Origin of the sequence: Hamadaea sp. NPDC051192, from assembly GCF_040682475.1 — a bacterium.
In the GTDB taxonomy this organism is placed as follows: Bacteria; Actinomycetota; Actinomycetes; order Mycobacteriales; family Micromonosporaceae; genus Hamadaea; species Hamadaea flava.
Genome location: NZ_JBFBAZ010000033.1, coordinates 1 through 24,078, shown reverse-complemented (window position 1 = coordinate 24,078; position 24,078 = coordinate 1). Strand labels below are relative to the sequence as shown.

The 24,078-nt window shown below is 70.0% G+C and carries 25 protein-coding genes and 1 tRNA gene; 12 read left to right on the top strand and 14 right to left on the bottom strand.

What is annotated here, in order from left to right; genetic code table 11:
* Positions 1 to 269: 269 nt before the first annotated feature.
* From AB0M47_RS16625 to AB0M47_RS16610, 4 genes are all read right to left on the bottom strand, one after another.
* On the bottom strand, positions 270 to 1,046 hold the full coding sequence (locus tag AB0M47_RS16625) for a LytTR family DNA-binding domain-containing protein (protein ID WP_253759350.1): 777 nt from the start codon (positions 1,044 to 1,046) through the stop codon (positions 270 to 272).
* Entirely contained in the window at positions 1,043 to 2,272 is a 1,230-nt protein-coding gene (locus tag AB0M47_RS16620; RefSeq protein WP_363413845.1) for a histidine kinase, read from the bottom strand. The genes AB0M47_RS16625 and AB0M47_RS16620 overlap by 4 nt, the downstream gene beginning before the upstream one ends.
* A 13-nt stretch (positions 2,273 to 2,285) precedes the next feature.
* Positions 2,286 to 3,758 (bottom strand): sugar transferase, encoded by a 1,473-nt coding sequence (locus AB0M47_RS16615; protein WP_363413943.1) that lies wholly within the window; start codon positions 3,756 to 3,758, stop codon positions 2,286 to 2,288.
* 309 nt (positions 3,759 to 4,067) lie between these two features.
* Complete coding sequence (locus tag AB0M47_RS16610; protein WP_363413842.1) at positions 4,068 to 4,988, bottom strand: DNA-formamidopyrimidine glycosylase family protein; 921 nt, start codon at positions 4,986 to 4,988, stop codon at positions 4,068 to 4,070.
* A 35-nt stretch (positions 4,989 to 5,023) separates the two neighbouring features.
* Here AB0M47_RS16610 and AB0M47_RS16605 point away from each other — a divergent pair, with 35 nt between their 5' ends.
* Both AB0M47_RS16605 and AB0M47_RS16600 read left to right on the top strand, forming a co-directional pair.
* The gene (locus AB0M47_RS16605; protein ID WP_363413839.1) at positions 5,024 to 5,968 is read left to right on the top strand and encodes an endonuclease/exonuclease/phosphatase family protein; all 945 of its coding nucleotides are present in this window, start codon (positions 5,024 to 5,026) and stop codon (positions 5,966 to 5,968) included.
* An 11-nt stretch (positions 5,969 to 5,979) separates the two neighbouring features.
* Complete coding sequence (locus tag AB0M47_RS16600) at positions 5,980 to 7,143, top strand: glycosyltransferase family 4 protein (RefSeq protein ID WP_363413836.1); 1,164 nt, start codon at positions 5,980 to 5,982, stop codon at positions 7,141 to 7,143.
* A gap of 55 nt (positions 7,144 to 7,198) precedes the next feature.
* On the opposite strand, the gene AB0M47_RS16595 is transcribed toward AB0M47_RS16600, so the two are convergent.
* The 3 genes from AB0M47_RS16595 to AB0M47_RS16585 are packed head-to-tail and all read right to left on the bottom strand — an operon-like array spanning position 7,199 to position 9,649.
* Entirely contained in the window at positions 7,199 to 7,876 is a 678-nt protein-coding gene (locus AB0M47_RS16595) for a CDP-alcohol phosphatidyltransferase family protein (protein ID WP_363413833.1), read from the bottom strand.
* A complete protein-coding gene (locus AB0M47_RS16590; protein WP_363413830.1) occupies positions 7,860 to 8,930 on the bottom strand; it encodes an iron-containing alcohol dehydrogenase family protein in 1,071 nt (356 codons plus the stop codon). Before AB0M47_RS16590 ends, AB0M47_RS16595 begins: the two co-directional genes overlap by 17 nt.
* The gene (locus tag AB0M47_RS16585) at positions 8,918 to 9,649 is read right to left on the bottom strand and encodes a phosphocholine cytidylyltransferase family protein (RefSeq protein WP_363413827.1); all 732 of its coding nucleotides are present in this window, start codon (positions 9,647 to 9,649) and stop codon (positions 8,918 to 8,920) included. The genes AB0M47_RS16590 and AB0M47_RS16585 overlap by 13 nt, the downstream gene beginning before the upstream one ends.
* Before the next feature lie 225 nt (positions 9,650 to 9,874).
* On the opposite strand from AB0M47_RS16585, the gene AB0M47_RS16580 reads away from it, so the two are divergent.
* The 3 genes from AB0M47_RS16580 (at position 9,875) to corA (ending at position 12,807) form a co-directional block, all read left to right on the top strand.
* Positions 9,875 to 10,273 carry a CBS domain-containing protein gene (locus AB0M47_RS16580; RefSeq protein ID WP_253759373.1) on the top strand — a complete coding sequence of 133 codons (399 nt, stop codon included), beginning with the start codon at positions 9,875 to 9,877 and terminating at the stop codon, positions 10,271 to 10,273.
* A 73-nt stretch (positions 10,274 to 10,346) separates the two neighbouring features.
* Positions 10,347 to 11,441 (top strand): PLP-dependent aminotransferase family protein, encoded by a 1,095-nt coding sequence (locus AB0M47_RS16575; RefSeq protein WP_363413823.1) that lies wholly within the window; start codon positions 10,347 to 10,349, stop codon positions 11,439 to 11,441.
* A gap of 247 nt (positions 11,442 to 11,688) precedes the next feature.
* A complete protein-coding gene (corA, locus tag AB0M47_RS16570) occupies positions 11,689 to 12,807 on the top strand; it encodes a magnesium/cobalt transporter CorA (protein ID WP_363413820.1) in 1,119 nt (372 codons plus the stop codon).
* A 132-nt stretch (positions 12,808 to 12,939) separates the two neighbouring features.
* On the opposite strand, the gene AB0M47_RS16565 is transcribed toward corA, so the two are convergent.
* Positions 12,940 to 13,461, bottom strand: a complete 522-nt coding sequence (locus tag AB0M47_RS16565) for a peptidylprolyl isomerase (RefSeq protein ID WP_363413817.1) — start codon at positions 13,459 to 13,461, stop codon at positions 12,940 to 12,942.
* Positions 13,462 to 13,860: 399 nt separating this feature from the next.
* On the opposite strand from AB0M47_RS16565, the gene AB0M47_RS16560 reads away from it, so the two are divergent.
* Both AB0M47_RS16560 and AB0M47_RS16555 read left to right on the top strand, forming a co-directional pair.
* Positions 13,861 to 14,313 carry a hypothetical protein gene (locus AB0M47_RS16560; RefSeq protein ID WP_363413814.1) on the top strand — a complete coding sequence of 151 codons (453 nt, stop codon included), beginning with the start codon at positions 13,861 to 13,863 and terminating at the stop codon, positions 14,311 to 14,313.
* Between the two features lie 75 nt (positions 14,314 to 14,388).
* Complete coding sequence (locus tag AB0M47_RS16555) at positions 14,389 to 15,303, top strand: rhomboid family intramembrane serine protease (RefSeq protein WP_363413811.1); 915 nt, start codon at positions 14,389 to 14,391, stop codon at positions 15,301 to 15,303.
* On the opposite strand, the gene AB0M47_RS16550 is transcribed toward AB0M47_RS16555, so the two are convergent.
* The 3 genes from AB0M47_RS16550 to AB0M47_RS16540 are packed head-to-tail and all read right to left on the bottom strand — an operon-like array spanning position 15,297 to position 17,898.
* Complete coding sequence (locus AB0M47_RS16550) at positions 15,297 to 16,628, bottom strand: HAMP domain-containing sensor histidine kinase (RefSeq protein WP_363413940.1); 1,332 nt, start codon at positions 16,626 to 16,628, stop codon at positions 15,297 to 15,299. The genes AB0M47_RS16555 and AB0M47_RS16550 overlap by 7 nt on opposite strands.
* A gap of 47 nt (positions 16,629 to 16,675) precedes the next feature.
* Positions 16,676 to 17,359, bottom strand: coding sequence for a response regulator transcription factor (locus tag AB0M47_RS16545; RefSeq protein WP_363413808.1), 684 nt, complete (start codon positions 17,357 to 17,359; stop codon positions 16,676 to 16,678).
* A 50-nt stretch (positions 17,360 to 17,409) separates the two neighbouring features.
* The gene (locus AB0M47_RS16540) at positions 17,410 to 17,898 is read right to left on the bottom strand and encodes a hypothetical protein (RefSeq protein ID WP_363413806.1); all 489 of its coding nucleotides are present in this window, start codon (positions 17,896 to 17,898) and stop codon (positions 17,410 to 17,412) included.
* Between the two features lie 96 nt (positions 17,899 to 17,994).
* On the opposite strand from AB0M47_RS16540, the gene AB0M47_RS16535 reads away from it, so the two are divergent.
* Both AB0M47_RS16535 and AB0M47_RS16530 read left to right on the top strand, forming a co-directional pair.
* On the top strand, positions 17,995 to 18,579 hold the full coding sequence (locus AB0M47_RS16535) for a hypothetical protein (protein ID WP_363413804.1): 585 nt from the start codon (positions 17,995 to 17,997) through the stop codon (positions 18,577 to 18,579).
* Positions 18,580 to 18,707: 128 nt separating this feature from the next.
* Positions 18,708 to 19,406, top strand: coding sequence for a glycosyltransferase family 2 protein (locus AB0M47_RS16530; RefSeq protein ID WP_253759390.1), 699 nt, complete (start codon positions 18,708 to 18,710; stop codon positions 19,404 to 19,406).
* On the opposite strand, the gene AB0M47_RS16525 is transcribed toward AB0M47_RS16530, so the two are convergent.
* Entirely contained in the window at positions 19,393 to 20,301 is a 909-nt protein-coding gene (locus AB0M47_RS16525) for an NAD(P)H-quinone oxidoreductase (RefSeq protein ID WP_363413801.1), read from the bottom strand. The two genes, AB0M47_RS16530 and AB0M47_RS16525, sit on opposite strands and share 14 nt — an antisense overlap.
* A 38-nt stretch (positions 20,302 to 20,339) precedes the next feature.
* Between AB0M47_RS16525 and AB0M47_RS16520 the strand changes: the two genes are divergently transcribed.
* Together AB0M47_RS16520 and AB0M47_RS16515 are read left to right on the top strand one after the other, a co-directional pair.
* Positions 20,340 to 20,426 (top strand) — tRNA-Ser (locus AB0M47_RS16520).
* 74 nt (positions 20,427 to 20,500) lie between these two features.
* The gene (locus AB0M47_RS16515; RefSeq protein WP_363413798.1) at positions 20,501 to 21,007 is read left to right on the top strand and encodes a GNAT family N-acetyltransferase; all 507 of its coding nucleotides are present in this window, start codon (positions 20,501 to 20,503) and stop codon (positions 21,005 to 21,007) included.
* Between the two features lie 5 nt (positions 21,008 to 21,012).
* Here AB0M47_RS16515 and AB0M47_RS16510 read toward each other — a convergent pair whose 3' ends face one another.
* Positions 21,013 to 21,780, bottom strand: coding sequence for a hypothetical protein (locus AB0M47_RS16510; RefSeq protein ID WP_363413795.1), 768 nt, complete (start codon positions 21,778 to 21,780; stop codon positions 21,013 to 21,015).
* 289 nt (positions 21,781 to 22,069) lie between these two features.
* Between AB0M47_RS16510 and AB0M47_RS16505 the strand changes: the two genes are divergently transcribed.
* The gene (locus AB0M47_RS16505) at positions 22,070 to 23,680 is read left to right on the top strand and encodes a peptide deformylase (protein ID WP_363413792.1); all 1,611 of its coding nucleotides are present in this window, start codon (positions 22,070 to 22,072) and stop codon (positions 23,678 to 23,680) included.
* On the opposite strand, the gene AB0M47_RS16500 is transcribed toward AB0M47_RS16505, so the two are convergent.
* On the bottom strand, positions 23,650 to 24,078 hold a 429-nt coding region (locus tag AB0M47_RS16500; RefSeq protein WP_363413789.1), incomplete at its 5' end, for a CPBP family intramembrane glutamic endopeptidase. The two genes, AB0M47_RS16505 and AB0M47_RS16500, sit on opposite strands and share 31 nt — an antisense overlap.

The following is a 24,078-nucleotide window of genomic DNA, read 5'->3' as shown; positions in this document are numbered from 1 at the left end:
GGAGTAGTCGCCGAAGGATCAGTCGCCGACGGTGGCACGTCGGCGGACGGGTCGGCGGCCGTCGCCTTCTTCGCCGCGCGAGCCCGCTTCGCCGGCGGCGCTGGTGGCTCCGCTTCCGGGGGTACGGCGGACGAGGCATCCATTGCGTCCGCAGTGGACGGTGTCGGTTCCTCGGGCGGTAGGGGCTGTTCAGGCGTCTCAGACATCCGGCTTCTCCTGTCAGACCAGTGGGTCCGTCACAGCGGACTGGACTGTAACTGGAAGGAGGCTCAGCTAGGTGTCCCGCGTTGCCAGCCTTGCTTGGCCGCCCGAACGAGCCGATCTTTCAGCTCCCGGGTGTGGCGGCGACTGACGGGCAGCTCAGCGCCGTCGACGACGACCACGTAGCCGGTGTTGGTCAGCCGTAGTTCACCTATAAGTCTGATCTGCACCAGGTACGAACGGTGGATACGGACGAAGCCCGCGTCGGCCCAATGCTCGGCCAACGTCGCCAGCGGTACGCGTACCAGGTGGGAACCGCCCGCGGTGTGCAGCCGGGCGTAGTCGCCTTGCGCCTCGACCCAGCGGACGGCCGACCGTGGCAGCATCTTCGTCACCCCGGCCAGCTCGACCGGGATCGACACGTCCTCGCCGGCGGGGACCGGTGGCGCGCCCGGGAGGACGAGCCGGGCGACGACGCGGCGGACGGACTCGGCGAGCCGGTCGGCCCGGATGGGTTTGCGGACGTAGTCCACGACGCCGAGGTCGAAGGCGTCCACCGCGGCGTCGTCGTACGCGGTCACGAACACCACGGCGGGCGGCCGGGCGAACCGGCGCAGGACCCGGGCGAGTTCGAGCCCGTCGAGGCCGGGCATCCGGATGTCGAGGAAGACCGCGTCGACCTCGTGATCACGCAGGATGCGCAACGCGTCGGTGGCGTCGGCGGCGGTGTGCAGGCGGGCGATGCGCGGGTCGGCGCGCAGCAGATAGGCCAGCTCGTCCAGGGCTGGCGGCTCGTCGTCGACCGCCAGTACGCGTAAGAAAGCCGGAACGTCGACAGAACTCATGCCGACACCCCCGGGTGGAACTTCGGGATGCGCAGGCTGACCTTCGTCCCGGCGCCCAGCGCGGTCTCCACGATCAGCCCGAACCGGTCGCCGAACACCGACCGGAGCCGCTCGTCCACGTTGGCCAGGCCGACGTGCTGGCCCGCCTCACCCGTCTCCCCGGTCTCGTCGGCCTCGTCGTCCTCGGTCAAGTGGTCACCGCCTCCGGGGCGTCTCGCCAGGACGGCCGGATCCATCCCGACACCGTCGTCCTCCACCGTGATGTGGCATTCCGAGCCCGCGTCCTCGGCCTCGATCCGCAGATTACCGACCCCGGGTTTGCGGGACAGCCCGTGGCGTACGGCGTTTTCGACGAGCGGCTGCAGGCAGAGGAAGGGCAGGGTCACCGGCAGCACCTCGGGCGCGATCCGAAGGCGTACCTGGAGGCGGTCGCCGAACCGCGCGCGCTCGATGGTCAGGTAGCGGTCGATCGAGCGCAGCTCCTCGGCCAGCGTCGTGAACTCGCCGTGCGCCCGGAACGAGTACCGGGTGAACTCGGCGAACTCTTCGAGCAGGTCCCGGGCCCGGTCCGGGTCGGTACGCACGAACGAGGCGATCGCGGTCAGCGCGTTGTAGATGAAATGCGGGCTGATCTGGGCGCGGAGGGCGCGTACCTCGGCTCGGGCGAGCCGAGCGCGGGACCGGTCCAGCTCGGCCAGCGCCAACTGGGCCGACACCCAGCGCCCGGTCTCCAGCGACGCCTGGACCAGGCCGGGTGCCGGGCGATCCGAGGTCACCGCGGCCAACGCCGCGCGAGCGGTGACGCCGTCCCCGGTCAACGGCACGATCACCGCGCCGCGGACCGGGCAGTCGATCCGCTCGCAGGGCAGCTCCTCGATCGTCAGCACGGCGGTACGCCCGGAGCGGATCCCGGTGCTCGCCGCCGCCACGAGCTGATCCGTGTGGTGGCCGCCGAGGCCGTCCAACGCGAGCTGCGTACCGTCCTCGTAGAGGCCGAGACCGGCCGACCCGATCAGGGGACGGAGATGGCGTACCGCCCGGGTCGCCGAAGCTGGAGTCAGACCGGCCCGCAGCGGCTCCGCGGCCAGGCCCGCCGCGTGAAGCACTTGGTAGGTGGCCCGCTGGGCCGCCGTGGCGATCCGCGGACGGCGACGCAGCCGGACCACCGCGCCCACCGCGAGCGCCAGCGCCAGGACCAGCGCGAGCGCGGCGAGAGCGGTGGGCATGCGCGCCGCGGAGTTAGTACGCGCCCTTGCGCGCGAAGACCACGCCGACCGTCCGCCACAGGATGGCCAGGTCGTAGGCGAGCGACCAGTTGTCCACGTAGTACAGATCCAGTCGCACCGCCTCCTCCCACGTGGTGTCGGAGCGGCCGGAGACCTGCCAGAGCCCGGTCATGCCCGGGCGCACGAGCAGGCGGCGGCGGGCAGGTCCTTCGAAGTCGTCGTCGCCGGCCGGCAGCGGACGCGGCCCGACCAGGGACATCTCCCCGATGATGACGTTGATGAGCTGCGGCAGCTCGTCGAGCGAGGAGGCCCGCAGGAAGCGCCCGATCGGCGTGACCCGGGGGTCGTCCTTCATCTTGAAGAGCAGGCCGTCGCTCTCGTTGAGGTCGACCAGGGTGGCCAGGCGTTCCTCGGCGTCGGTGTACATGGTCCGGAACTTCCAGACCCGGAAGAGGCGGCCCTCGTGACCGATCCGCTTCTGCCGGAAGAAGATCGGGCCCGGGTCGGTGATCTTGATGGCCAGCCCGATGATCGCGAAGATCGGCAGCAGCGCGATGACGCCGAGGAGGGCGCAGAGCCGGTCCATCGCGTTCTTGGCCAGCAGCGAGACGCCGGACAGCGTCGGCTCCTCGACGTGCAGCAGCGGCAGGCCCTCGATCGGCCGGATGTGTACCCGGGGACCGGCGATGTCGGTGATCTGCGGCGCGACGACCAGGTCGACGCCCGAGCCCTCCAGCTCCCAGGCCAGCTCGCGCAGCTTGCCCGGCTCGGAGTTGGCCGACCCGCAGATGGCGATGGTGTCCGCGCCGACCTCGTGGACCAGCCCGATGATGTTGCGATTCGTGTAGACCGGGATCGGGACTTGGGCCCGTCGAGCGGCTGACACGCCGTCGGTGAGGTGGATCGCCACCGGCTGGAGCCCGGCGGCCGGGCTGCGGGTGACGATCTTGTAGACGTAGAGCGTCTCCTGCAGCGTGCCGACCAGCAGCGTGCGGTGGTTGGCGTGCCGGATCCGCCGCCGGACGAAGTGCAACGCCCGGCGCGCGAGCCCGCGCAGGATGAGCATGTAGATCAGGGCGCCGAGGACGGCGGTCAGCACGGACCAGCGGGACAGCAGGACGCGGAAACCGAAGGCGGCGACCGAGACGGTGGCCAGCACGGCCACCCCGGCTCGAACGACCCGTTTGAACTCGTCCGCCCCGATGCCGAGCCGGCGGCGGTCGTACGCCCCGTTGCCCCAGAGCAGGATGAGCCAGCAGACCGGCAGCGCCACATACGCGATCTCGGCGAAGAACGGCACGTTGAGGCCGGTGCTCGCCCGGGTCTCCCACCACGTGACCGCGGTGTAGCTGCCCAGCGCGGCGGCGGCGTAGTCGAGGACGATCAGGATCAGGATGTAGGGCCGGTGCCATCGGGCGAGCCGGGGACGCGTACGCATCCAGACCGAGCGAGTGACGCCGTTGTATTTCTTCCGCGCGCCGTTCACCGCGGCGGCCCGGCGACCGGCGCCGGTACGCGGCCCGCCATCGGCGGGTTGAGCTGCTGATTCTCCGGCAGGCGGAACCGTCGGAAGCTCTTGCGTCGGCTCCGACTCGGTGCGTCCCGCGACCTCTGGAGGCTTCTTGAGACTCGTCGTCACCTCACCCGGGTCCTCCCGTGCCACGTTCGCCAGTCTTCCATTCCCACCACCGAGACAGGGCTCACATGTGGTGGGGAGGAAGCCCGAGTCACTATACCGACGTTTGATGGGTGCGGAAGAGGGCTGATCATGCGGTGACTCTGAGTTCTCTGCGCGTCACCTCAAGAGTTTGGACAATCGGCGGTCCGCGAGCGGCTTCCCGCCGGTCTGACACGTCGGGCAATACTGCAGGCTGGAGTCGGCGAAAGAGACTTCCCGGACGGTGTCTCCGCAGATCGGGCAGGGCTGCCCGGTACGCCCGTGGACCCGCAATCCGCCCTTCTTCTCGCCCTTCAAAGTCGCCGCCTTCTGCCCGACCGACCGGTTCACCGCGTCGGTGAGCGTGCCGAGCATCGCGTCGTAGAGCGCCTTGAGCTGTTCGTCGGTCAGCTTCCCCGTGAGCGCGTACGGCGACAGCCTCGCCACGTGCAGGATCTCGTCCGAGTACGCGTTGCCGACCCCGGCGATGATCTGCTGGTTCCGCAGGACGCCCTTGATCTGCCCGGACTGTTTGCGGACCAGCGCCGAGAACTCGTCCAGGGTGAGCCCGAGCGGCTCCGGCCCCAGCGTCGCGATCTGCGGCACCGACTGGGGGTCCTTGACGAGGTAGACGGCCAGCTTCTTCTGCGTGCCCGCCTCGGTCAGGTCGAAGCCGGACCCGTCGTCGAGGCGTACGCGCAGCGCGATGGGGCTCTTGCCGGGCTTGAGCGGGGTGGCCGAGGTGAAGCTCTCCCGGTAGTGCAGCCAGCCCGCCCGGGCCAGGTGCGTCACCAGCATCAGGCCGTCGCCGGCCCCCGCTCGATCCGGCGTCAGCCGGGCGGACGGCGGATCGGCGTCGGCGGCACCGCCGAGCATGATCTCGAGGAACTTGCCCCGCCGGCCCGCGTCGGTGATCGTGCGGCCGGCCGCCGCGCTCACCGGTGGATCGAACGTCTTCAGAGCACTGATGGCCGAGACTTCGACCCTGCTCACGGTACGGCCGACCGCGCGCTCGCGCAGGAAGGCGGCGAGCGCTTCGACTTCGGGCAGCTCTGGCACCCGTCCAAGTTACCCCGACCGATAAGGTTCCGAAGGTGACCGGTACGTGGAGACGGGGCTGGGTCATCGCCGCCCTCGCCGTAGCGCTGGCTGCGCTGATGGCCCTGCACGCGTACATCCCGAACGGGGTGCGCAACCTCGGCAGCCTCCTGGAGACCTTCCTGCCCTGGCTCGGGCTCCCGATTCCGATCCTGGCCGGGCTGGCGATCTACCGGCGCTCGGCGCCCGCCGGCATCGCCGTGCTGCTCCCGATCGTGGTCTGGCTCGCCCTGTTCGGCGAGATCGTCCTCCCGGCCAAGGGCGGCGGCCCGCACGATCTGCGGGTGGTCAGCAACAACGTGCTGGCCGGCAACGAGGATCCGGCCGCCACCAGCCGGCAGCTCGTCGCGGCCGACCCCGACGTCATCGGGTTGCAGGAGATCCCCTCGAACGCGGTCGCCGCGTACGAGGCGGAGCTGGCCTCGGCGTACCGGTATCACGTGGTCCGGGGGACGGTCGGGCTGTGGAGCCGCTTCCCGATCACCGAGCCGAGCGCGGTCGACCTGCGGCTCGGCTGGGACCGGGCGCTGCGGGCGGTCGTCCACGCGCCGGCCGGGACGATCGCGGTCTATGTGGCTCACATGCCGTCGGTCCGGGTCGACGTGGACCAGGGATTCACCGCCGACCAGCGGGACGACAGCGCGGCGGCGCTCGGCGAGGCGCTCTCGGCCGAGCGGAATCCCCGGGTCGTCCTGCTGGCCGATCTGAACGGCAGCGTCTACGACCGGGCGCTGGCCCCGATCACCGCCCAGCTGGACTCCGCCCAGGCGGCCGCGGGCAGCGGGTTCGGGTTCAGCTGGCCGGCCGGCTTCCCGCTGGCCCGGATCGACCACGTCCTCATCCGCGGCGTGGACGTCGCGCACGCGTGGGTGCTCCCCGCGGACGGCAGCGATCACCGGCCGGTCGCGGCTGACCTCCGCCTCGCGAAGTCCACCGGGTAGCGTTGCGCACCGTGAAGGTCGTCGTCGCCCACAATCGCTACCGGTCGGACGCGCCGAGCGGCGAGAACATCATGGTCGACCTGGAGTCCGCGCAGCTGGCGGCGGCGGGCGTCGAGGTGGTCCCGTTCCAGCGTGACTCGGATGACATCCCGTCCCTGCCGGCCGTCCAGAAGGCCTTGCTGCCGCTGTCGCCGATCTGGTCGCCGGCCTCCACCCGCGCGCTCGCCGATCTGCTGCGCCGCGAGCGGCCGGACGTCCTGCACCTCCACAATCCGTATCCGCTGCTGTCGCCGGGAGTGGTCCGGACCGCGCATCGCCACGGCGTGCCGGTGGTCCAGACCGTCCACAACTACCGACAGGTATGCGCACCGGGGCTGTACTTCCGGGATGGCCACGTCTGCACCGACTGCAAGGGCAAGGCGTTCGCCCTGCCGGCGATCCAGCACCGGTGTTACCGCGGCTCGGCCGCGCAGAGCGCGATCATGGCGACGACGCTGGCCGTCCACCGGGGCACCTGGCAGTCCGTCGACCGCTACATCGCGTTGACCGAGAGCATCGCCGCGCATCTGCGGGACTACGGCATCCCGCCGGAGCGGATCGCCATCAAGCCGAACGCCGTCGAGGACCCAGGGCCGCCCGCGCCGGTGGGCGAGGGCGTCCTGTTCGCCGGGCGGCTGTCCCCGGAGAAGGGCCTGGGCATCCTGCTCGACGCCTGGCGCCGGACCGTGCCGGGGACGCTGGGCACGCTGCGCATCGCCGGGGACGGCGAGCTGCGGCCGCTGGCCGAGGCCGCCGCGGCCGAACGGTCGGACGTGGAATACCTCGGACCGCGCGATCGGGCGGGCGTACGCGAACTGATGCGCGCCTCCGCGCTCGTCACGGTGCCGTCCACCTGGTTCGAGCCGCTCTCGACGGTGATCATCGAGGCGCTGGCCAACGGGCGTCCCGTCCTCGGCACCGCCCTGGGCGGCAGCCCGTATCTCATCGACTCGGCGGGCTGGGTCGTCGCGCCGACCGCCGACGCGCTCGCCGGAGTGCTTCCGCTCGCCATCAAGGAAGCTGGTTCGCTGGCGCAGGGCGCGCGGGAGCGTTACCTGGCCAACTTCCATCCCGACGTGGTGACGAGCCGCCTCATCGACATCTACTCGTCCGTCGCCGGATCGCGGCGCGCCTGAGCGCTCGCCCGGCTCAGCCGGGCCTTTTCAGCTCGGTCGGCTCAGCTTGGTCGGTTCAGCTCGGCTGGTATGCCTTGCGCGCCGTGAAGGCGATGCTGGCGAGCAGGAATCCGCCGTTGACGAAGGTGAACGCGGCGGCGTACCAGACGGCCCAGTCGGCCTGGATCGCCAGGACGACCCCGGCGAGCAGGAACACCACGCCGGGGTCGCGGACCAGCTTGACCACCCGGACGGGCAGTGACTGCGACGGCATCATCGAGTCCGCGTTCGGGCCGGACTGGAGCACGCTCGTGATGAGGTTGACCATCCAGGTCCCGGCGAACATGGTGAGCAGCCAGACCGGCGCGTCCGAGCGGGCCGCCGCCACCGCCGAGATCGCCGTGACGAGGGCGATCTGGGAGGCCACGTCACAGAGGATGTCGATGCGGGCGCCGGCGGCCGAGCGTTGGCCGGTGACCCGGGCGAGCTGACCGTCCGAGCAGTCCAGCACGTACGCCACCTGCCAGCCGACGAGGGCGAGTACGCCGATCCAGCTGGACCAGGAGTCGGCGCGCAGCACGACGATCACCGAGGCGGCCAGCCCGACGAGCAGGTTGGCCAGCGTCAGCGTGGTCGGCCGGAGGCCGGCCCGGGAGGCCGCGTACGCCGTCGCCGCGCCGAGGCGCTGGCTGAAGGCCTCCGAGAACAGTCCGCCACCGCGGTTGACCTGGTAGAAGTCACGGACGGACGGCATCGACGTAGTCCTCCACCAGGGTGCGCAGCTTGGCCCGCGACATCGTAGCGCCCACGCCCAGGTGTTCCAGGATCGTGTAGCGCTCGGGGCGGGTCTTGGGGGCGAACTCGGCGACCTCGACGAAGTCGTCCAGCGACAGGCCCAGGTCGGCGGGGAGCCGCGGGAGCCCGTGCCGGGCGAGCACCCTCGACATCTGCTGGAAGCGGGACTGGTCGCCGCGCAGGAAGGTGCAGAAGAGACCGCCGAGACCGACCTGCTCGCCGTGGCTGCCGTGTCCCGGCTTCAGGATGTTCATCGAGTGCGAGATCTCGTGGCAGCCGCCGCTGGCCGGGCGCGAGGTGCCGGCGACGGCCATCGACAGCCCGGCCATGATGAGACCCTCGGCCAAGGTGATCAGGTACGCGTCCTCGGTGATCGATCCGGGATGGTTGATCAGCGCCTCGGCACTCGATCGGGCCATCGCCACGGCGAGGCCGTCGATCGGTTCGCCGGTCTCCCGGGCGGACAGCTCCCAGTCGGCGACCGCGCTGATCTTGCAGAGCACGTCCCCGATGCCCGCCTTGGTCTGGCTGTCCGGCCCGGACTCGACGAAGTCCAGGTCGACGAAGACCGCCAGCGGGATGTGCACGCCATAGGACGGGCGCGCCCCGTCATGGTCGAGGGTGGCGGTCGGGGAGGCGATCCCGTCGTTGGCCAGGCTCGTCGCGACGGTCACCATCGGCAGCCCGTAGCGGGTGGCGGCGTACTTGGTGGTGTCGACGGTCTTGCCACCGCCGATGCCCACCACCGCGTCGACGCTCAGGTTGCGCAGCTGCGTACCCAGCTCCAGCGCGGACTCGAGAGTGCCGCCGGTGACGTGGAGGATCTGCGCGTTCTTGAGGGTCGGCGCGATCAGCTCGGCGATCTTCTCGCCCTGCCCGGGGCCGACGACGATGGCGACCTCCCCGTTGGCGGACACCCGGCCGTCGGCGAGCAGCTTGCCGAGGCTGGCCACGGCGCCCCGGCGGACGTCGATGGTCAGCGGCGCCTGGACCGAACGGGTCAGTAGCGGCATGCGATCTCCCGCGCGCGGGCGAGGTCGTCGTGGTTGTCGACCTCGACCCACTCCACCTGGCCGATGGGTGCGCCGGTGATCAGTCCGCCGCGGTTGGCGTACTCCTGGTAGCCGTCCTCGTAGTAGAGGTTCGGGTCGCGTTCCCAGGTCGCCTGGAGCGCGTCGGCCAGGTCGGCCGCCACCTCCGGCTGGATCCGGGTCAGCCCGATGTACTCCCCGTCCGCGGTCGCCGGGTCCATGAGCTTGGTGATGCGCTCCAGCCGGCCGTCGGCCGAGAAGATCGCCTTCATCTCCTCGTCGGCCAGCTTCTTCTGGTCGTCGATCGCCAGGGTGATGCCGTTGGCCGGGGCCGCCAGCAGGGTCCGCTCGACACTCTGCGGGTGGACGGTGTCCCCGTTGACCAGGAGCGCGCCCCGGGCGAAGTGCTCCCGCGCCAGCCACAGCGAGTACGCGTTGTTCCACTCCTCGGCCTTGTCGTTGTGGACGAGGCTGAGCGTGATCCCGTACTTCTCCTCCAGCGCCGCCTGGCGGGCCACCACGGCCTCGGCGCGGTAGCCGATGACGGCGGTGATCTCGGTGAGGCCCACAGCGGCCAGGTTGGCCAGCGCGATGTCGAAGATCGTGGTCTCGCCGTCGACCGGCACCAGCGTCTTGGGCACGGTGTCGGTATAGGGGCGCAGGCGCCGCCCGGCACCGGCGGCCAGGACGAGACCGATCATGGGAGAACCTCCTGCTGAATGCGGGGTCCGGGGGACCACCCCCGGGTGCAGCCCGACCAGCTTAGTGGAAGTTTGTACAAGCGGCGTTCACCCGCCAGTCACCCCGTCTCGCCCCACCCGGGTGACCCGACGACATATGTCAAGTCTTGAGTGTTGGCCCCATCGCGGCGAGGATGTCCATACGGTTCGTTTCAGTGAGGTGACGACCGAAGGGCGGCGTTCACGATGTTTGTCCGAGACGCGATGACCAAGCCGATTCTCATGGTCGGCCCGGAACACACGCTCCGCCAGACCGCGCAGCTCATGGCGGCCAGACGGGTGGGGTCGGCGATCGTGCTGGACCCGGACGGCGCCGGGGTCGGCATCCTGACCGAGCGGGACCTCCTGTACGCCATCGGCGCCGGCAAAGATCCCGACATCGAGGTCGCTAACGGGCATATCACCTGGGACGTCGTGTACGCCCGGCCGGACTGGTCGTTGGAGGAGGCCGCGATGGCGATGGCCCGCGGCGGCTTCCGGCACCTGGTCGTCATGGACGAGGACGAGGTACTCGGGATCATCTCGGTCCGCGACATCATGCGGGTGTGGGCGCAGCTCCGAGCCGAGGCGGCGGCGTCGGTCTGATCGGTGGCTCACCATTCGGGAGCGCGGTAAGTCGCGCGCGTACCCGGCCCGGCCATCGGTACGCTGAGCAGCTATGTCCCCTGCGCAGCTCATCTCGTTCGCCCGTGGTGCCCCGTCGCTCGACATCGTCGACATCGACGGGCTGAAGACCGCGGCCGTCCGTGCGTTCGACGCCGACCCGGCCGGGGTGACCGCCTACGGCAACAGCCTCGGTTACCAGCCGCTCCGGGAATGGATCGCGGCCAAGCACGGCGTACCCGTCGACCAGGTGATGGTCACCAACGGGTCGCTGCAGGCCGACGCCTTCCTCTTCGAGCACCTGGTCCAGCCGGGCGATCACGTGGTCGTGGAGAAGCCGACCTACGACCGGACCCTGCTCAACCTCCGCAACCGCGGCGCGGTCGTCCACCAGGTGACGCTGGAGCCGGACGGCATCTCGGTGACCGAGCTGCGCGCGCTGCTCGAGGCGGGCGTACGCCCGAAGCTCGCGCACATCATCCCGAACTATCAGAACCCGGCCGGGGTCACCCTGTCGGAGGAGAAGCGGCACGCCCTGCTGGCGCTGGCCCGCGAGTTCGACTTCGTGATCTTCGAGGACGACCCGTACGCCGACATCCGCTTCCGGGGCGAGGCGCTGCCCCAGATGATCTCGCTCGACTCCGACGGCGTCGTCGTGCACGCGTGCTCGTTCACGAAGACGGTCTGCCCCGGTGTCCGCGTCGGCTACCTCATCGGGCCGAGCCGGATCATCGACGGGATCGCCAAGACGGCGACCAACACCTACATCTCCGCCGGCCAGGTCGCCCAGGGCATCGTGCACCAGTTCTGCGTCTCCGGCGACATCGACCGGTCGATCGCCAAGGTGAGCGCCGCCCTCGGCGAGCGGGCCAAGGTGCTCGGCGACTCGCTGCGTACGCGGATCCCGGGGGTCGAGTTCACCGAGCCCGACGGCGGCTACTTCCTCTGGATCGAGCTGCCGGACGACGTCCATGTGGACAAGCTCCTGCCGGAGGCGGCCACCCGTGGGGTCGCCGTGGTCAAGGGCTCCGACTTCCTGTTGGAGGGCGGCGAGCACGCGCTCCGGCTCGCGTTCTCGGCGGTCACCGTGGACGAGATCGACGAGGGCGTACGCCGGCTGGCCGAGGCGATCGACGCCGTCCGCGGCTGAACCGTCGCCATCGTCGCCGGAACCTCGATACCGGCTCCTGATCGGATAACCGACCGATAACAACGCGGCGTCCCGGCCTTCCGCCGGGGCGCCGTTCGGCCCAGAATGCTGCGGAGCCTCATTCCCCCGAGCGCGCCGGGCGGGCCGCCTGCCCCCACCCCCGAACGCGGACGGTCCGCCCGGCGCCCTCGGACTCGGCATGGGCGTAGCCTTGTTGCCCGAACCAACGGCTACGGGAGGAGGCGTCATGGCGGATCGGATCGGCAACGGCGAAACCAAGGGATTGCGCGCCTGGACGGCTCCGGTACGCGGAGCGGTCACCCGGATGTGGGGCGGCACCTTCGACGAGAGCCTGCCGGAGGAGCCCGGCCGTAGCGGCATTGTGGACTGTGCGGTCTACGTCGACGGCGTACGCCGAGAGGGCACGCTCGATTACCGCGCCGCTCTGGAAGCGGCCCGCGCCGAACCCAACGCGTTCGTCTGGCTCGGCCTGAACACCCCCCGTCCGGAGGAGATGGCCGGCATCGCCGACGCCTTCGGACTCCACGAGTTGGCCGTCGACGATGTGATCAACGCCGGGCAGCGGCCGAAGCTGGAACGGTACGAGGACTTCACCTTCCTGGTGCTGCGGTCGGCCCGCTACATCCCGCACGAGGCGCTCAGCGAGCACGCCGAGGTCGTCGAGACCGGTCAGGTCATGCTCCTCATCGGCGACCGCTTCGTGATCACGGTCCGGCACGGCGAGGCGTGCACCCTCCGGGGCGTACGCAAGGAGCTGGAGGGCCGGCCGGAACTGTTGCGTCTCGGCACCTGGGCCGTCGCGTACGCCGTCACCGACCACGTGGTCGACCTCTACGTCGACGCGTCCGAGCGGCTGGAGGACGATCTGGACCTCGTCGAGGAGAAGGTCTTCTCCCGCGAGGGCACCGCCCAAGTGCAGCAGATCTACCAGTTGAAGCGGGAGATGGTGGAGTTCAAGCGGGCGGTCCTGCCCTTGCAGCGCCCCATCATGGCGCTGGTCGGCGAATCGTCCGAAGTGGGCAAGGAGCTGCGGCGTTACTTCCGGGACGTGCAGGATCACCTGACCCGGACGGTCGAGCAGATCGCCGGCTTCGACGATCTGCTGAACTCGATCCTCCAGGCGCGGCTGGCCCAGGTCTCGGTCGAGCAGAACAACGACATGCGCAAGATCGCGTCGTGGGCCGGTATCGCGGCGTTCTGGACGGCGGTCGCCGGGATCTACGGCATGAACTTCGACAAGATGCCGGAACTGCACTGGCAGTACGGCTATCCCATCATCTTCGCCGTGATGGTCGGCGGGTCGCTGCTCCTCTTCCGGCTGTTCCGCCGCTCCGGCTGGCTCTGACCCACAGCGCGACGATCCACAGCACGACGATCCACAGCACGAGCACTCACGACACGACGATCCACAGCGCGAGCACTCACGACACGACGAGCGGCCGCCCAGAACTCCGGGCGGCCGCTCGTCTGTATAGGACTAGCGCTCGATGTCGACCTTCTCGATCACGATCGGCGTGGTGGGCCGGTCGGACCGGTCCGTCGCCGTGGTCGCGATCGCCATGACGACCTGCTCCGACGCCTCGTCGGCGACCTTGCCGAAGATGGTGTGCTTGAAGTTCAGCCACGGGGTCGCGCCGACCGTGATGAAGAACTGCGAGCCGTTGGTCTTCGGGCCGGCGTTCGCCATGGCGAGGATGAACGGCTTGTCGAACTGAAGCTCCGGGTGGAACTCGTCGTCGAAGGTGTAGCCGGGACCGCCGCGACCGGTGCCCGTCGGGTCGCCGGTCTGAATCATGAAGCCCTCGATCACGCGGTGGAACGGCGTGCCCTCGTAGTACGGGCCGTTGCCGGGCTGACCGGTGTTCGGGTCGGTGTATTCGCGAGTGCCCTCGGCCAGCTCGGTGAAGTTGCGGACCGTCTTCGGGGCGTGGTTGCCGTACAGCTCCAGGCGGATCGGCCCGAGGCTGGTGTGCAGGATTGCGTAGCGGGCGTCAGCCACGTGCTTGCTCCCGTCATCTGGCTCGCCGCCTTCGCACCGGGCGGTGCGAGGTCACGACGAGGCGTTCATTGCCGTCCCCGATCCTCCCACCTCGTCGAGACGAACGGACGGGCGGATCGCGCGTTCCGGTGGTGCGACCTGCTCAGAGGGGGCAACATGTTTGAGGGGACACCATTGGAGGTGGGGGTTTTGTTCGGTTTCGGGGGGACTCCGAAGACGCATGGCCAACTGGCCAAGGAGGAGTTCGGCGCCGGCTGGGATCACATGGTTCAGGCCGCGTCACACGCTGCCGGGGGCATGGGATCGGCGGTCGGGCCACGGGCCCACGCCATGCGCTCGATGATCACGCCCGCCGCCGGGCGTGTCCGCGGCCTCGCGTCGTCGGGGTGGGACACTACCGTGAGCACGTTCTCGCCGCTGATGACGGCCGCTCGGGAAGGCGCCCGAGAGGCGACCGAGGCGGCCCTCAAGGAGAAGGCCAGGCTCGCGAAGCTGGCCAAGAGGGAGGAGCGGATGAAGCAGAAGCGGATCGGGCTGGCCGTCGGCCTGCTCGCCGCCGGGGTCGCCGTCGGCGCCGCCGCCGCGCTGGTGATGCGCCGCCGTCGTCGGTCGACCTGGGAGGAGTACGACCCGTCGCAGGCACTGGACACCGCGATGGAGTCGACCTCCAGGACCCTCGACAAGACGGCCAACAGCCTGGAGAAGGCGTCGGACAAGGCCGCCGAGAAGATGAAGGGCGCCGGCGACAAGGCCGGCGGCATGAGCCGGGACGCCGCCGAGCAGACGCGGTCGATGGCCAACGATCTGACCGACTCGCCGTCGCCGTCGAAGAACGGCGTACGCCGGAGCTGAGCGGCCATAGCGCACCGAGCCGGTGGGACTGAGCGCCCACCGGCTTTCATGGCAACCTGACGTAGCCTGGTCGGCATGACTTCTGTCGGCCAGGTTCCGGTCTGTTACCGTCACCCCTCTCGTGAGACGTATCTGTCCTGCTCACGGTGTGGCCGTCCGATCTGCCCCGACTGCATGATCCCCGCGTCAGTCGGTCATCAGTGTCCGGAATGCGTACGTGAAGGCACCAGGAATCAGCGAGCGGCGGTCACCGCGTTCGGTGGCGACGCCCGGGCCGGCGCCCAGGGCTATGTGACGAAGGGCCTCATCGCGATCAACGTCGCGATGCTCCTGATCGGGCTCCTGGTGAGCGGGGCCGGCAGCCTCTTCGGGGGCAACTGGGGCGGCCTGCTCGGCGGCGACAGCTCGCTGAGCGAGTGGGGCGGCATGGTCGGCTCCCAGGCGGTCATGAGCGACGGCCGGTTGCAGGCCTACGACGTCATCGCGCAAGGCGAGGCGTACCGGTTCCTGACCAGCATGTTCCTGCACGCCGGGATCCTCCACCTGGCGCTGAACATGTGGGCGCTGTGGGTCGTCGGCCGGGTGATCGAGCAGGCCCTCGGCCCGGTGCGGTTCCTCGCCCTCTACCTGGTCGCCGGGCTCGGCGGCAGCCTCGCGGTCTACCTCTTCACCGGGCCGTACCTGACCGTCGGCGCGTCGGGCGCGATCTTCGGCCTGTTCGCGGCGCTGTTCATCCTGTTGCGCCGGGTCGGCCGGGACGCGACCGGCATGCTCTCGCTGATCTTGATCAACGTCGTCTTCACCTTCGTCGTCCCGGGCATCTCGATCGCCGGGCACCTGGGCGGCCTGCTGACCGGCGCGGTCGCCGCCGCCGGACTGGCCTACGCACCGCAGAAGAACCGCGCGGTCATCCAATACGCGTCGCTCGGCGCCGTCTTCGTGGTGATCGTCGCGGTCACCCTGATCCGGGCGGCGACGCTCAGCTACTGACGGGGCAGGGTCACGGTCAGCGCCGCTCCGCCTTCGGGCGCGTGCCCGGCGCTGATCGTCCCGCCCAAGCGGCGTACCAGTCCGGCCGCCAAGGCCAGGCCGAGCCCGCTGCCCACTTTGCGTACCCCTTGGTAACGCTGGTGGAGCGCGCCGCGCTGGAAGGCGACGGCGAGATCGTCGTCGGTGAAGCCCGGCCCGCCGTCGCGGACCTCGACCACCGCGGCGGCTGGGCTCGCGGTCAGCTCGACCACGATCGGCCGGCCTGGCGGGACCACCCGCAGCGCGTTCTCCAGCAAGCCGTCGATCACCTGCCGCACGCGCCCCGCGTCCGTCGTCACCATCAGCTCCGCGTCCGGAACCCGCACCACCAGTGGTACGCCGTGAGCAGTGCACCGAGGCTGCCAAGCTTCGCGCAGCGCCCGCACGACCGGCACGAGATCCACGACGGCGGCCTGGAGCGGGAAGTCCACCGCGTCCAGGCGGGCCAGGGCGAGCAGATCGTCGATGAGCCGGGCCAGATGGTCGGCCTCGCCGAGCATGGTCGTGCCGACCGGGGCGGTCTCGCTCTCCTGGACCACCCCGTCGGCGAGCGCTTCGGCGTAGCCCCGCAGCGTGGTCAGCGGCGTCTTCAGCTCGTGCGAGATGGAGAGCAGGAACTCGCGTTGCCGGGCCTCGGAGACGGCCAGCGCGCCGGCCAGCTCGTTCAAGGCCAAGGCCAGATCGGCCACCTCCGGCGGATCCTCGACCGGTACGCGTACCGCGTGATCGCCGGCCCGGATGCGCGCGGCGGCGACAGCGGCGTTCCGCAGTGGCCGCGTGAGGCGTCGCGCCAGCAGCACGCCCGCCAGAATCCCGGCGAGCAGACCGGCCCCGAGCGGCAGCCACAGTCCCTTGAGGACGGCCCAGGCGGTCCCGGTGGCGGCCGGAGCGGTCAGCACGACGCCGTCGCCGTCGCCGACCGGGCGGCCCTCGACCAGCGAGATCCGGCCGTTCACCAGCGACATCCGCAGGCTGACCGACTGCCCGGCAGTCACCCGCTTGACGACCGATTCCGGCAGCCCGGCCCGGTCGCTGACCCCGTTGCGGATCAGATAGATCTCGACGTCCCGTTTGCGCAGCGTCGTCGCCAGGCGCTCCTCGTCGGCGGTACGCCCCCGATCGATCCGGTTGCGCAGTACCTCGGTCACCAACTGCGCCTCCTCGGTGAGCACCTGGCGGGCCCGGTCGTCCGAGACGCGTACCGCGATGGGAATCGCGACGAGCGCCGTGACCAGCACCGACACCAGGGCGACCGCCGCGCCGGCGAACGCCGCCCGGGTGACCAACCCGGCCCGGCCCGATCGCGCCGACGTGACCAACTGAAGCGGGCGGGTCAGCTCGTCGCGCACGCGTACCCCACTCCGCGGACGGTGCGGATGACGGTCGCGTCGTCACCGAGCTTGGCGCGTACCTGGGCGACGTGGACGTCGACGGTCCTCGTCCCGCCGTGGGCGGCGTACCCCCAGACCGCGCTGAGCAGCTCCTCCCGGGTGAATACCCGGCCGGGCCGCTGCATCAGATGGGCCAGCAGGTCGAACTCGGTCGCGGTGAGCGACAGCTCGCGCCCGTTCGCCATGACCGTGCGAGTGACCGGATCGAGGCGTACGCCCCCGACGGCGCGGCTGCGGTCCGGCTCCGGCCGTCCGCTGCTGCGCCGCAGCACCGCCCGGAGCCGGGCGACGAGTTCCCGCGGACTGAACGGCTTGGTCAGATAGTCGTCGGCGCCCAATTCGAGCCCGACGATCCGGTCCACCTCGTCGTCGCGGGCGGTGAGGAAGACGACGGGCGTCCAATCGTCGTCGGCGCGCAGGCGGCGGCAGATCTCGGTGCCGTCGAAGCCCGGCAGCGCGATGTCCAGGACGCAGGCCACCGGGCGCAGCCGCCGGGCGGCCGCCAACCCCGCCGGGCCGTCGCGTTCGACGTGCACCCCGAAGCCGTCCCGCTGGAGGTAGAGCCGGACCAGATCGGAGATCGCCGGCTCATCCTCCACGACGAGGATCAGTCCCTTGTCGGTCACCGCCCTATCTTGTACGCGTTTTGTACGAGACAGGTAAGGCGGACGTCAGATCAGTACGCGCCCAGCGGGCTGACCAGCCGGGGCGGCTCGGTCGCGACGGTGCGCTGCGAGGCGAGCGTACGCGGCTTGAAGATGTGACTGAGCAGCGCGTCGAGGTGCCAGACGTGCTTCGGATGCCCGACCTTGATGAGGAACCGTTCGCGTACGCCGTCGATCGCGGTGGCCGCGAACTCGACGGCGCCCAGCCGCTGGTCGGGGTGCCAGACGACGTTGCTCAGATGGCGCAGCTCGGTGTTGAGATGGAGGCGCATCTGGCGGATCAGCCGCGTCTCCTGCGTGACGACGAGCCGCCGATAGGTGAGGACGAGCAGGTACTCCCGGCCGAGGGGCCGTTCCGGGCGCGTGCATCGAGTGACCAGGACCGCGCCGTCGTCAGGCTCGACGCACCGGCGCATCACGTGCATGTGGCGGGTGACGGTCGCCATCGGGAGACCGGCTTCCGCCGTCGCTGGCAGAAACGTTCTGGAGAACACGTCCACGCAAGTTCCAACGAGTGCAAGATGCACCGGACACCGCTTACCAGCTTCGTACCTGGAACTGATCGGCGGGCAGCACTCTCGGCGCAGCATCGGGACATGCGAAAGGTTCTTGTTTCGATGCTGCTCGGGGCGGCTCTCCTCGGCGGCGCGACCGCCTGCGGACCCGCCGACGTCGCCGGCGCGACCGGCCAGGCCGCCGCAGAGTTCACTCCGGAGGGTGAGGCTTTGGTCGCTCTCGGCTTCGATCCGAGCGAAGTGGCCGCCGCCGAACCGGGATTCGCCGCCGCCGCGATCGCCCCGTCGTCCACCGTCGCCCCGTCGCCGTCCGGCAAGGGGGACAAGGGACGGCTCGCCGATTGGCGTAAGCGCCGGGCGGTACGCGTACTGCTGGCGAAGAACACCCTGCACGGCGAGGCAGTGGTGCAGAAGAAGGACGGCACCACGATCACCGTGCTGGTCCAGAAGGGAGTGATCACCGAGCTGACCGCCGACCACGTGACCGTCAAGTCGGCCGACGGCTACACATTGACCTGGACGCTCGGCGACCAGCTCCGGGTGGTCGAGAAGCGCAAGTCCGTCCAACCCTCAGAGGTGAAGGTCGGGCAGCAGATCGGGGTGGCCGGCGCCAAGCAGCAGGACGACGTGGTCGCCCGCTTCATCCTGATTCCAGCGCAGAAATAGTCGTTCGTCACCGGATCCAGTATTCTCAGCGGTGCTGCGGGCCTCGCAGCACCGCGATTGTGCACCGGCGTCGGGTCAACGGCTACGCTGTCCCCGATCTGTCGGGGTGAGGCTGGAGTTCTGCCGCCATGAAGCTGTCCATTTTGATGCCGGTTTACAACGAGGAAGAGCGGCTGCCGGAGGCGCTGAAGCAGGCGCTGGCTGTCGAGTACCCCTGCGACGTCGAACTGGTCGTGGTCAACGACGGCAGCGCCGACCGGACCCGGGAGATCCTGGAGAGCTGGGAGGACGCCCGGCTCCGCCCGATCAACCACGAACGCAACAAGGGCAAGGGCGCGGCGATCCGCACCGCGGTGGACGCGGCCGACGGGGACTACATGGTGATCCTCGACGCCGACCTGGAGTACGACCCGAAGGACATCCCGCGCCTGCTGGAGCCGGTGCTGGACGGCAAGGCCAAGATCGTCTACGGCAACCGGAGCTTCGGCGGGCACGCGGCCTTCTCGTTCTGGTACGTGATGGGCAACAAGGGTGTGACCCTGTTCGCCAACATCCTCTACAACAGCTACATCGGCGACCTCGAGACCTGCTACAAGCTCATGCCGCTGGAGCTGTACCGCTCGTTGGCGATCAAGTCCAAGGGCTTCGGCATGGAGGCGGAGGTCACCGGCAAGCTGCTGCGCCGCCGGCTGCGCCCCTACGAGGTGCCGATCAGCTACCACGCCCGCACGCGGGAAGAGGGCAAGAAGATCACCGCCATGGACGGGGTCGAAGCGCTGCTCATCCTCATGCGCGAGCGGCTCCGCCCGGTGCCTAAGCAGCGTTGACGGTCAGCACGACCTTCCCGAGGTGAGCGTTGGCGGCCACACGCTCGTGCGCTTTCGCCGCCTCCTCCACCGGGAACGTCTCGTCGATCACGGGACGGATGCGACCGTCCTCGAGCATCGGCCACACCTGCTCGCGTACCGCTGAGACGATCGCGGCCTTCTCCGCCACGGGCCGCGACCGGAGCGTGGTGCCGGCGACCGTCAGGCGCTTGCTGACCAGCGCGCCGAGGTCCAGCTCCGCGCGGCGCCCGCCCTGCAGCCCGATGATCACGAGCCGGCCGCCGGTGGTCAAGGCCGTGACGTTCTTCCCCAGGTACGCGCCACCGATGATGTCCAGGACAAGATCAGCCTGTACGCCGCTGAAGTCGTCCTCGCGATAGTCGAGGAGTTCGTCCGCGCCCAGCTCGCGCAACTTCTCGTGCTTCTCCCGGCGAGCCGTGGCGATCACCCGCGCGCCGAGCGCCTTCGCATACTGGATCGCGAACGTGCCGATCCCGCTGCCGCCACCGTGAATGAGCACGGTCTCGCCCGCAGCGAGCCGCCCGACCATGGTCACATTCGACCAGACCGTGCAGGCGACCTCAGGCAGCGCCGCCGCCGCGATCAAGCTCACCCCCCGCGGAACGGGCAGGAGCTGACCCTCCGGCACGGCGACGCGCTCGGCATAGCCACCGCCCGCGAGCAGCGCACAGACCTCGGACCCGTCGGCCAGTCGGCCCGAGCACTCCAACCCGAGGTACGCCGGCGCGCCCGGCGGCGGCGGATAGAACCCCTGAACTTGCAACAGATCGGCCCGGTTCACGGCCGTCGCGGCGACCTCGACGAGCACCTCGCCCGGACCCGGCTCGGGTTCGGGCACCTCGCGCCAGACGAGGTCACCAGTCATTGCACGCATGCCTGTAGGCTACGGTGCGGGTCCGTTCCGGCGGGCTTGGAGGGTTCGCCTAGTGGCCGAGGGCGGCGGTCTTGAAAACCGCTAAGGCAGCGATGTCTTCCAGGGTTCGAATCCCTGACCCTCCGCACTTCCATCGATGTGCCGCTTCCGGCGCGTAACTCAGTCGATCTTGTCAGTCGGTCGGAGTTACGCTGCGCCCATGGAGATTCGGCTGGCGACTTCGAGCGATCTGCCCGGCTTTTCGGAGATCGAAGTCGACGCGGGGCGGCTGTTCGCGGACGTCGGCATGGACGAGATCGCCGGGGATGAAGGCGCGCCTGTGTCCGTCCTGGCCGAGCATCAAGCTGCTGGGCATGCCTGGGTTGCCGAGGTCGACGGAACTGTGGTCGGTTACCTGATCGCCATGCCGGTCGACGGCTGCCTGCACGTCGAGCAGATCTCCGTGCGGCCCGCGTACGGGCGACGGGGCATCGGCGCGGCGTTGCTGGAAGCGGCCGCGCAGTGCGCGCTCGCCGAGAACCGGCCGGCGATGACCCTGACGACCTTCGTCGAGGTGTCGTGGAACGCGCCCTACTACGCACGGCACGGCTACCGCTTACTCGGTGTGGACGAGTTGACGCCCGGCCTTCAGGCGATCCGGGAGCGGGAAGCCGCCATGGGACTGGACAAATGGCCGCGCGCGGCCATGCGCCGCGACCTCCCCTAGGTGGGTTAGGGGCGGATGCAGCAGCCGCTGCAGATCTTCGGCTGGTCCAGGGTGAACGCCAGGCAGCACGTCTTGCGCTGGACGGACAGCCCCGACTCGCTCGCGCACACGTCCACGAGGTCGTCGAGCTCGAGCGCGGTGAGCAGGCGCAGCAGCGATTCGTGGGTGGAGCCGGGGAGCGCGTCGCTGGCCCGGATCATCCCGTACGCGATCCCGGAGGCGACCGAGCCGAGCAGCGTACGCCGGCCGACGCGGACTTCGGTGCGGATCGCGTCGAGCAGCGGGTCGAGGTGCCGCTCGAGCAGCTGCGTACGCAGTGTGCCGAGCAGTTCGTCCTCGTCGGCGACGACTACCGTGCCCGGTGTTCCGGCGAGGGTGTCGGACGGCAGCACGGCGAACGGCGCCGGGGCGGTGCCGATGGTGAGGAACGGCGCCTCGTCGTGGAACTGGGCGTACGTCGTGTCGGCCGTCAGCAGCGGGACGCGTCGCGCCGCCGCCCAGCTCAGCACGGTCGGCAGGCTGGCCCAGTAGCTGTAGCTCTTCCACGCGAGGGTGGCTGCCGCGTGCGGGGCCGCGTTCCAGCGCCGGGCGGCCGCCTGGAGCAGGAGGTCGAGGCCTTCGGGCTCGGTCAGCTTGCTCGCTCGCACCCATCCGGGGCCGGGCAGGACGCCTAGCCGGATCGCCTTCGCGGCGTCCATCACGGCGAGCGCGTTGGCGGCAGGCGCCCAGGCCACAGGGGTACGCCGAGGCGGTGCGAGCACCCCTGCCGTCATCCCAGCCACCCTTCGGCCAACCTGTCCGGACTGCCCTCACGGAGAGCAACCGGGCCAGCGTAGCGCCATTAGGCTAGGCTTACCAGACCGGGGTGCCCCTTCCTTTCCTAGTGTGACCGGATTTACCACTCGTGGCGGCCTGTTCCCGGAGATGAGTTCGCCCTTTGTCAAGCCACTTGTCGGGTATTCATCACGATCATCACATAGATAGTCGTGCGCCCGAGACTGGAATCCTCACGCGCGCGAGCCACCGCGAACCGGCCGGACCCGCGCGGAGCGGAGGGTGGCGATGGCGACGTCGGGGGCCGACCGTGCGGCGGAAGCGTTTGCAAGCGAGCTGGCTCGCTGGCGGCTGGACCGCGGCATGTCCAAAAAACAGTTGGCCGGACTCATGGGGTTCGATCCATCCTACGTCAGTCACATCGAGGGACGACGGCATCGGCCGACCGAGGACTTCGCCCGCCGGGCCGAAGCGGTGCTGGCTACGGCCGGTGCGCTCTGGCAGCGGTTTCAGGAGTACGAGGAGGCTCGGCACGGCCGCTCGGCCGCGTTGATCGCCCGGGACTCGCCGATGCCGCCGCAGTGGCTGCCGCCGGGCACCGGACTGGTGGTCGAGCACGAGGAAGCACTGCTCACCTATCGCGACGGCCAGTACGTGACCACCGTTCGGCGGTCGCTGTACAACGCCGGGGTCGACCCGGTCAGCCGGTATCTCATCCGCGTCGCGGTGGACCGTTTTCCGGGCGATCCGCAGCGGTCCAACCGGCATCACCGGGAACATCCGCTGGAACTCGCCGAGCTGGAACTCCAGGCCTCGTGCGGCGACGGTTCGGCGTACGAGCGCATGCACTGGCGGGTGAAGCAGGACCGCGACGCCTTCAAGGAGATCTGGCTGCTCTTCGAGAACGAGGACGGCCGCTTTCCGCTGTATCCCGGCGAACGGACCGCGGTGACCTACAGCTACCGCGTCGGCGAGGGGAAGTGGGGCAGCTGGTTCCAGCGGGCGGTCCGCCTGCCGACCCGGCGGATGACCGTGCGGATCGACCTGCCCCAGGCGCTCGACCCACAGGTGTGGGGCGTCGAGACCTCCATGTCCGCCGAGGAGACCCCGCTGCGTACCCTCATCGAGAAGCAGATGGAGGGTGACCGGGCGATCTTCACCTGGACCACCGACAATCCCAGCCTGAACGCGCGATTCCGCTTGCAGTGGCGGTTTCGGGCGGTGTCGTCGGCGCCCCCGGCGCTGCACCTGCCCACCGGCGTGGAGGGGCGGCCGCTCGCGCCGCGCCTGGCGTCGGTCGGGGTGGTGCAGTGGCCGCCGCCCGGCCAGCGCGAGCCCACCGCGGGCCAGCTACGCGCGACGGCCAACGGCGGTCATCCACTGAGGACTCGCGCCCGGCGGCTGGAGTTGCCGGACGAGGAGGAGCAGGCGCGGCTGATCGTCGCCGACCTGACGGTGGCGCTGGAGGAGATCGGCCGGCTGCATCCCTTCAACAAGGGCATGGGCCTGGCCGCGCCGCAGCTCGGCGTGGACGCGGCCGCGGCGGTCATCCGCCAGCCCGGGCGGGGTGAGCCGTTCGTGCTGCTTAACCCGGTGATCGTGGAGGAGTCGCGGGAGGCCGACGAGCAGCCCGAGGGCTGTCTGTCCTATTTCGACTTCCGCGGGTGGGTCCGGCGGCCGCTGCGCATCGTGATCGAGCATCAGCGGTTCGACGGCGGCCGGGTGGTGAGCACGTTCGAGCGCGGCCTGGCCCGGCTGGTCGGGCACGAGGTCGACCATCTCGCCGGTCGGCTCTACGTCGACCGGATGCCCCTCGACTCGCCGCTGATTCCCTTGGCCGACTACAGCTCCGGGCCGTGGGTCTACGATCAGCAGCCGTTGGAGCAGAGGGCCTGGTAGCCGACGAACGCCACCACGTCGAGCAGCGTGTGCGCGACGATCAGCGGCCCGACCCGCCGCCACTTCAGGTAGACGAGCGCGAACACCACGCCCATGATCGCGTTCCCGACGAAACCGCCGAACCCCTGGTAGAGGTGATAGGAGCCGCGGAGCAGCGCGCTGGCCGCGATGACCGCGGGGATCGACCAGCGCAGCTCGCGTAGCCGCGTGATCAGGTACCCGACCACGATCACCTCTTCCAGCACCGCGTTCTGCACGGCGGAGAGGATCAGCACCGGCACGGACCACCACAGGCTCGGCAGCCCCGACGCGCTCACCTCGGTGTTCAGGCCGAGGGCGCGCGCACCGAAGTAAAGACCAAGCCCCGGAATCCCGATCAGCGCGGCCAGCGCCGCGCC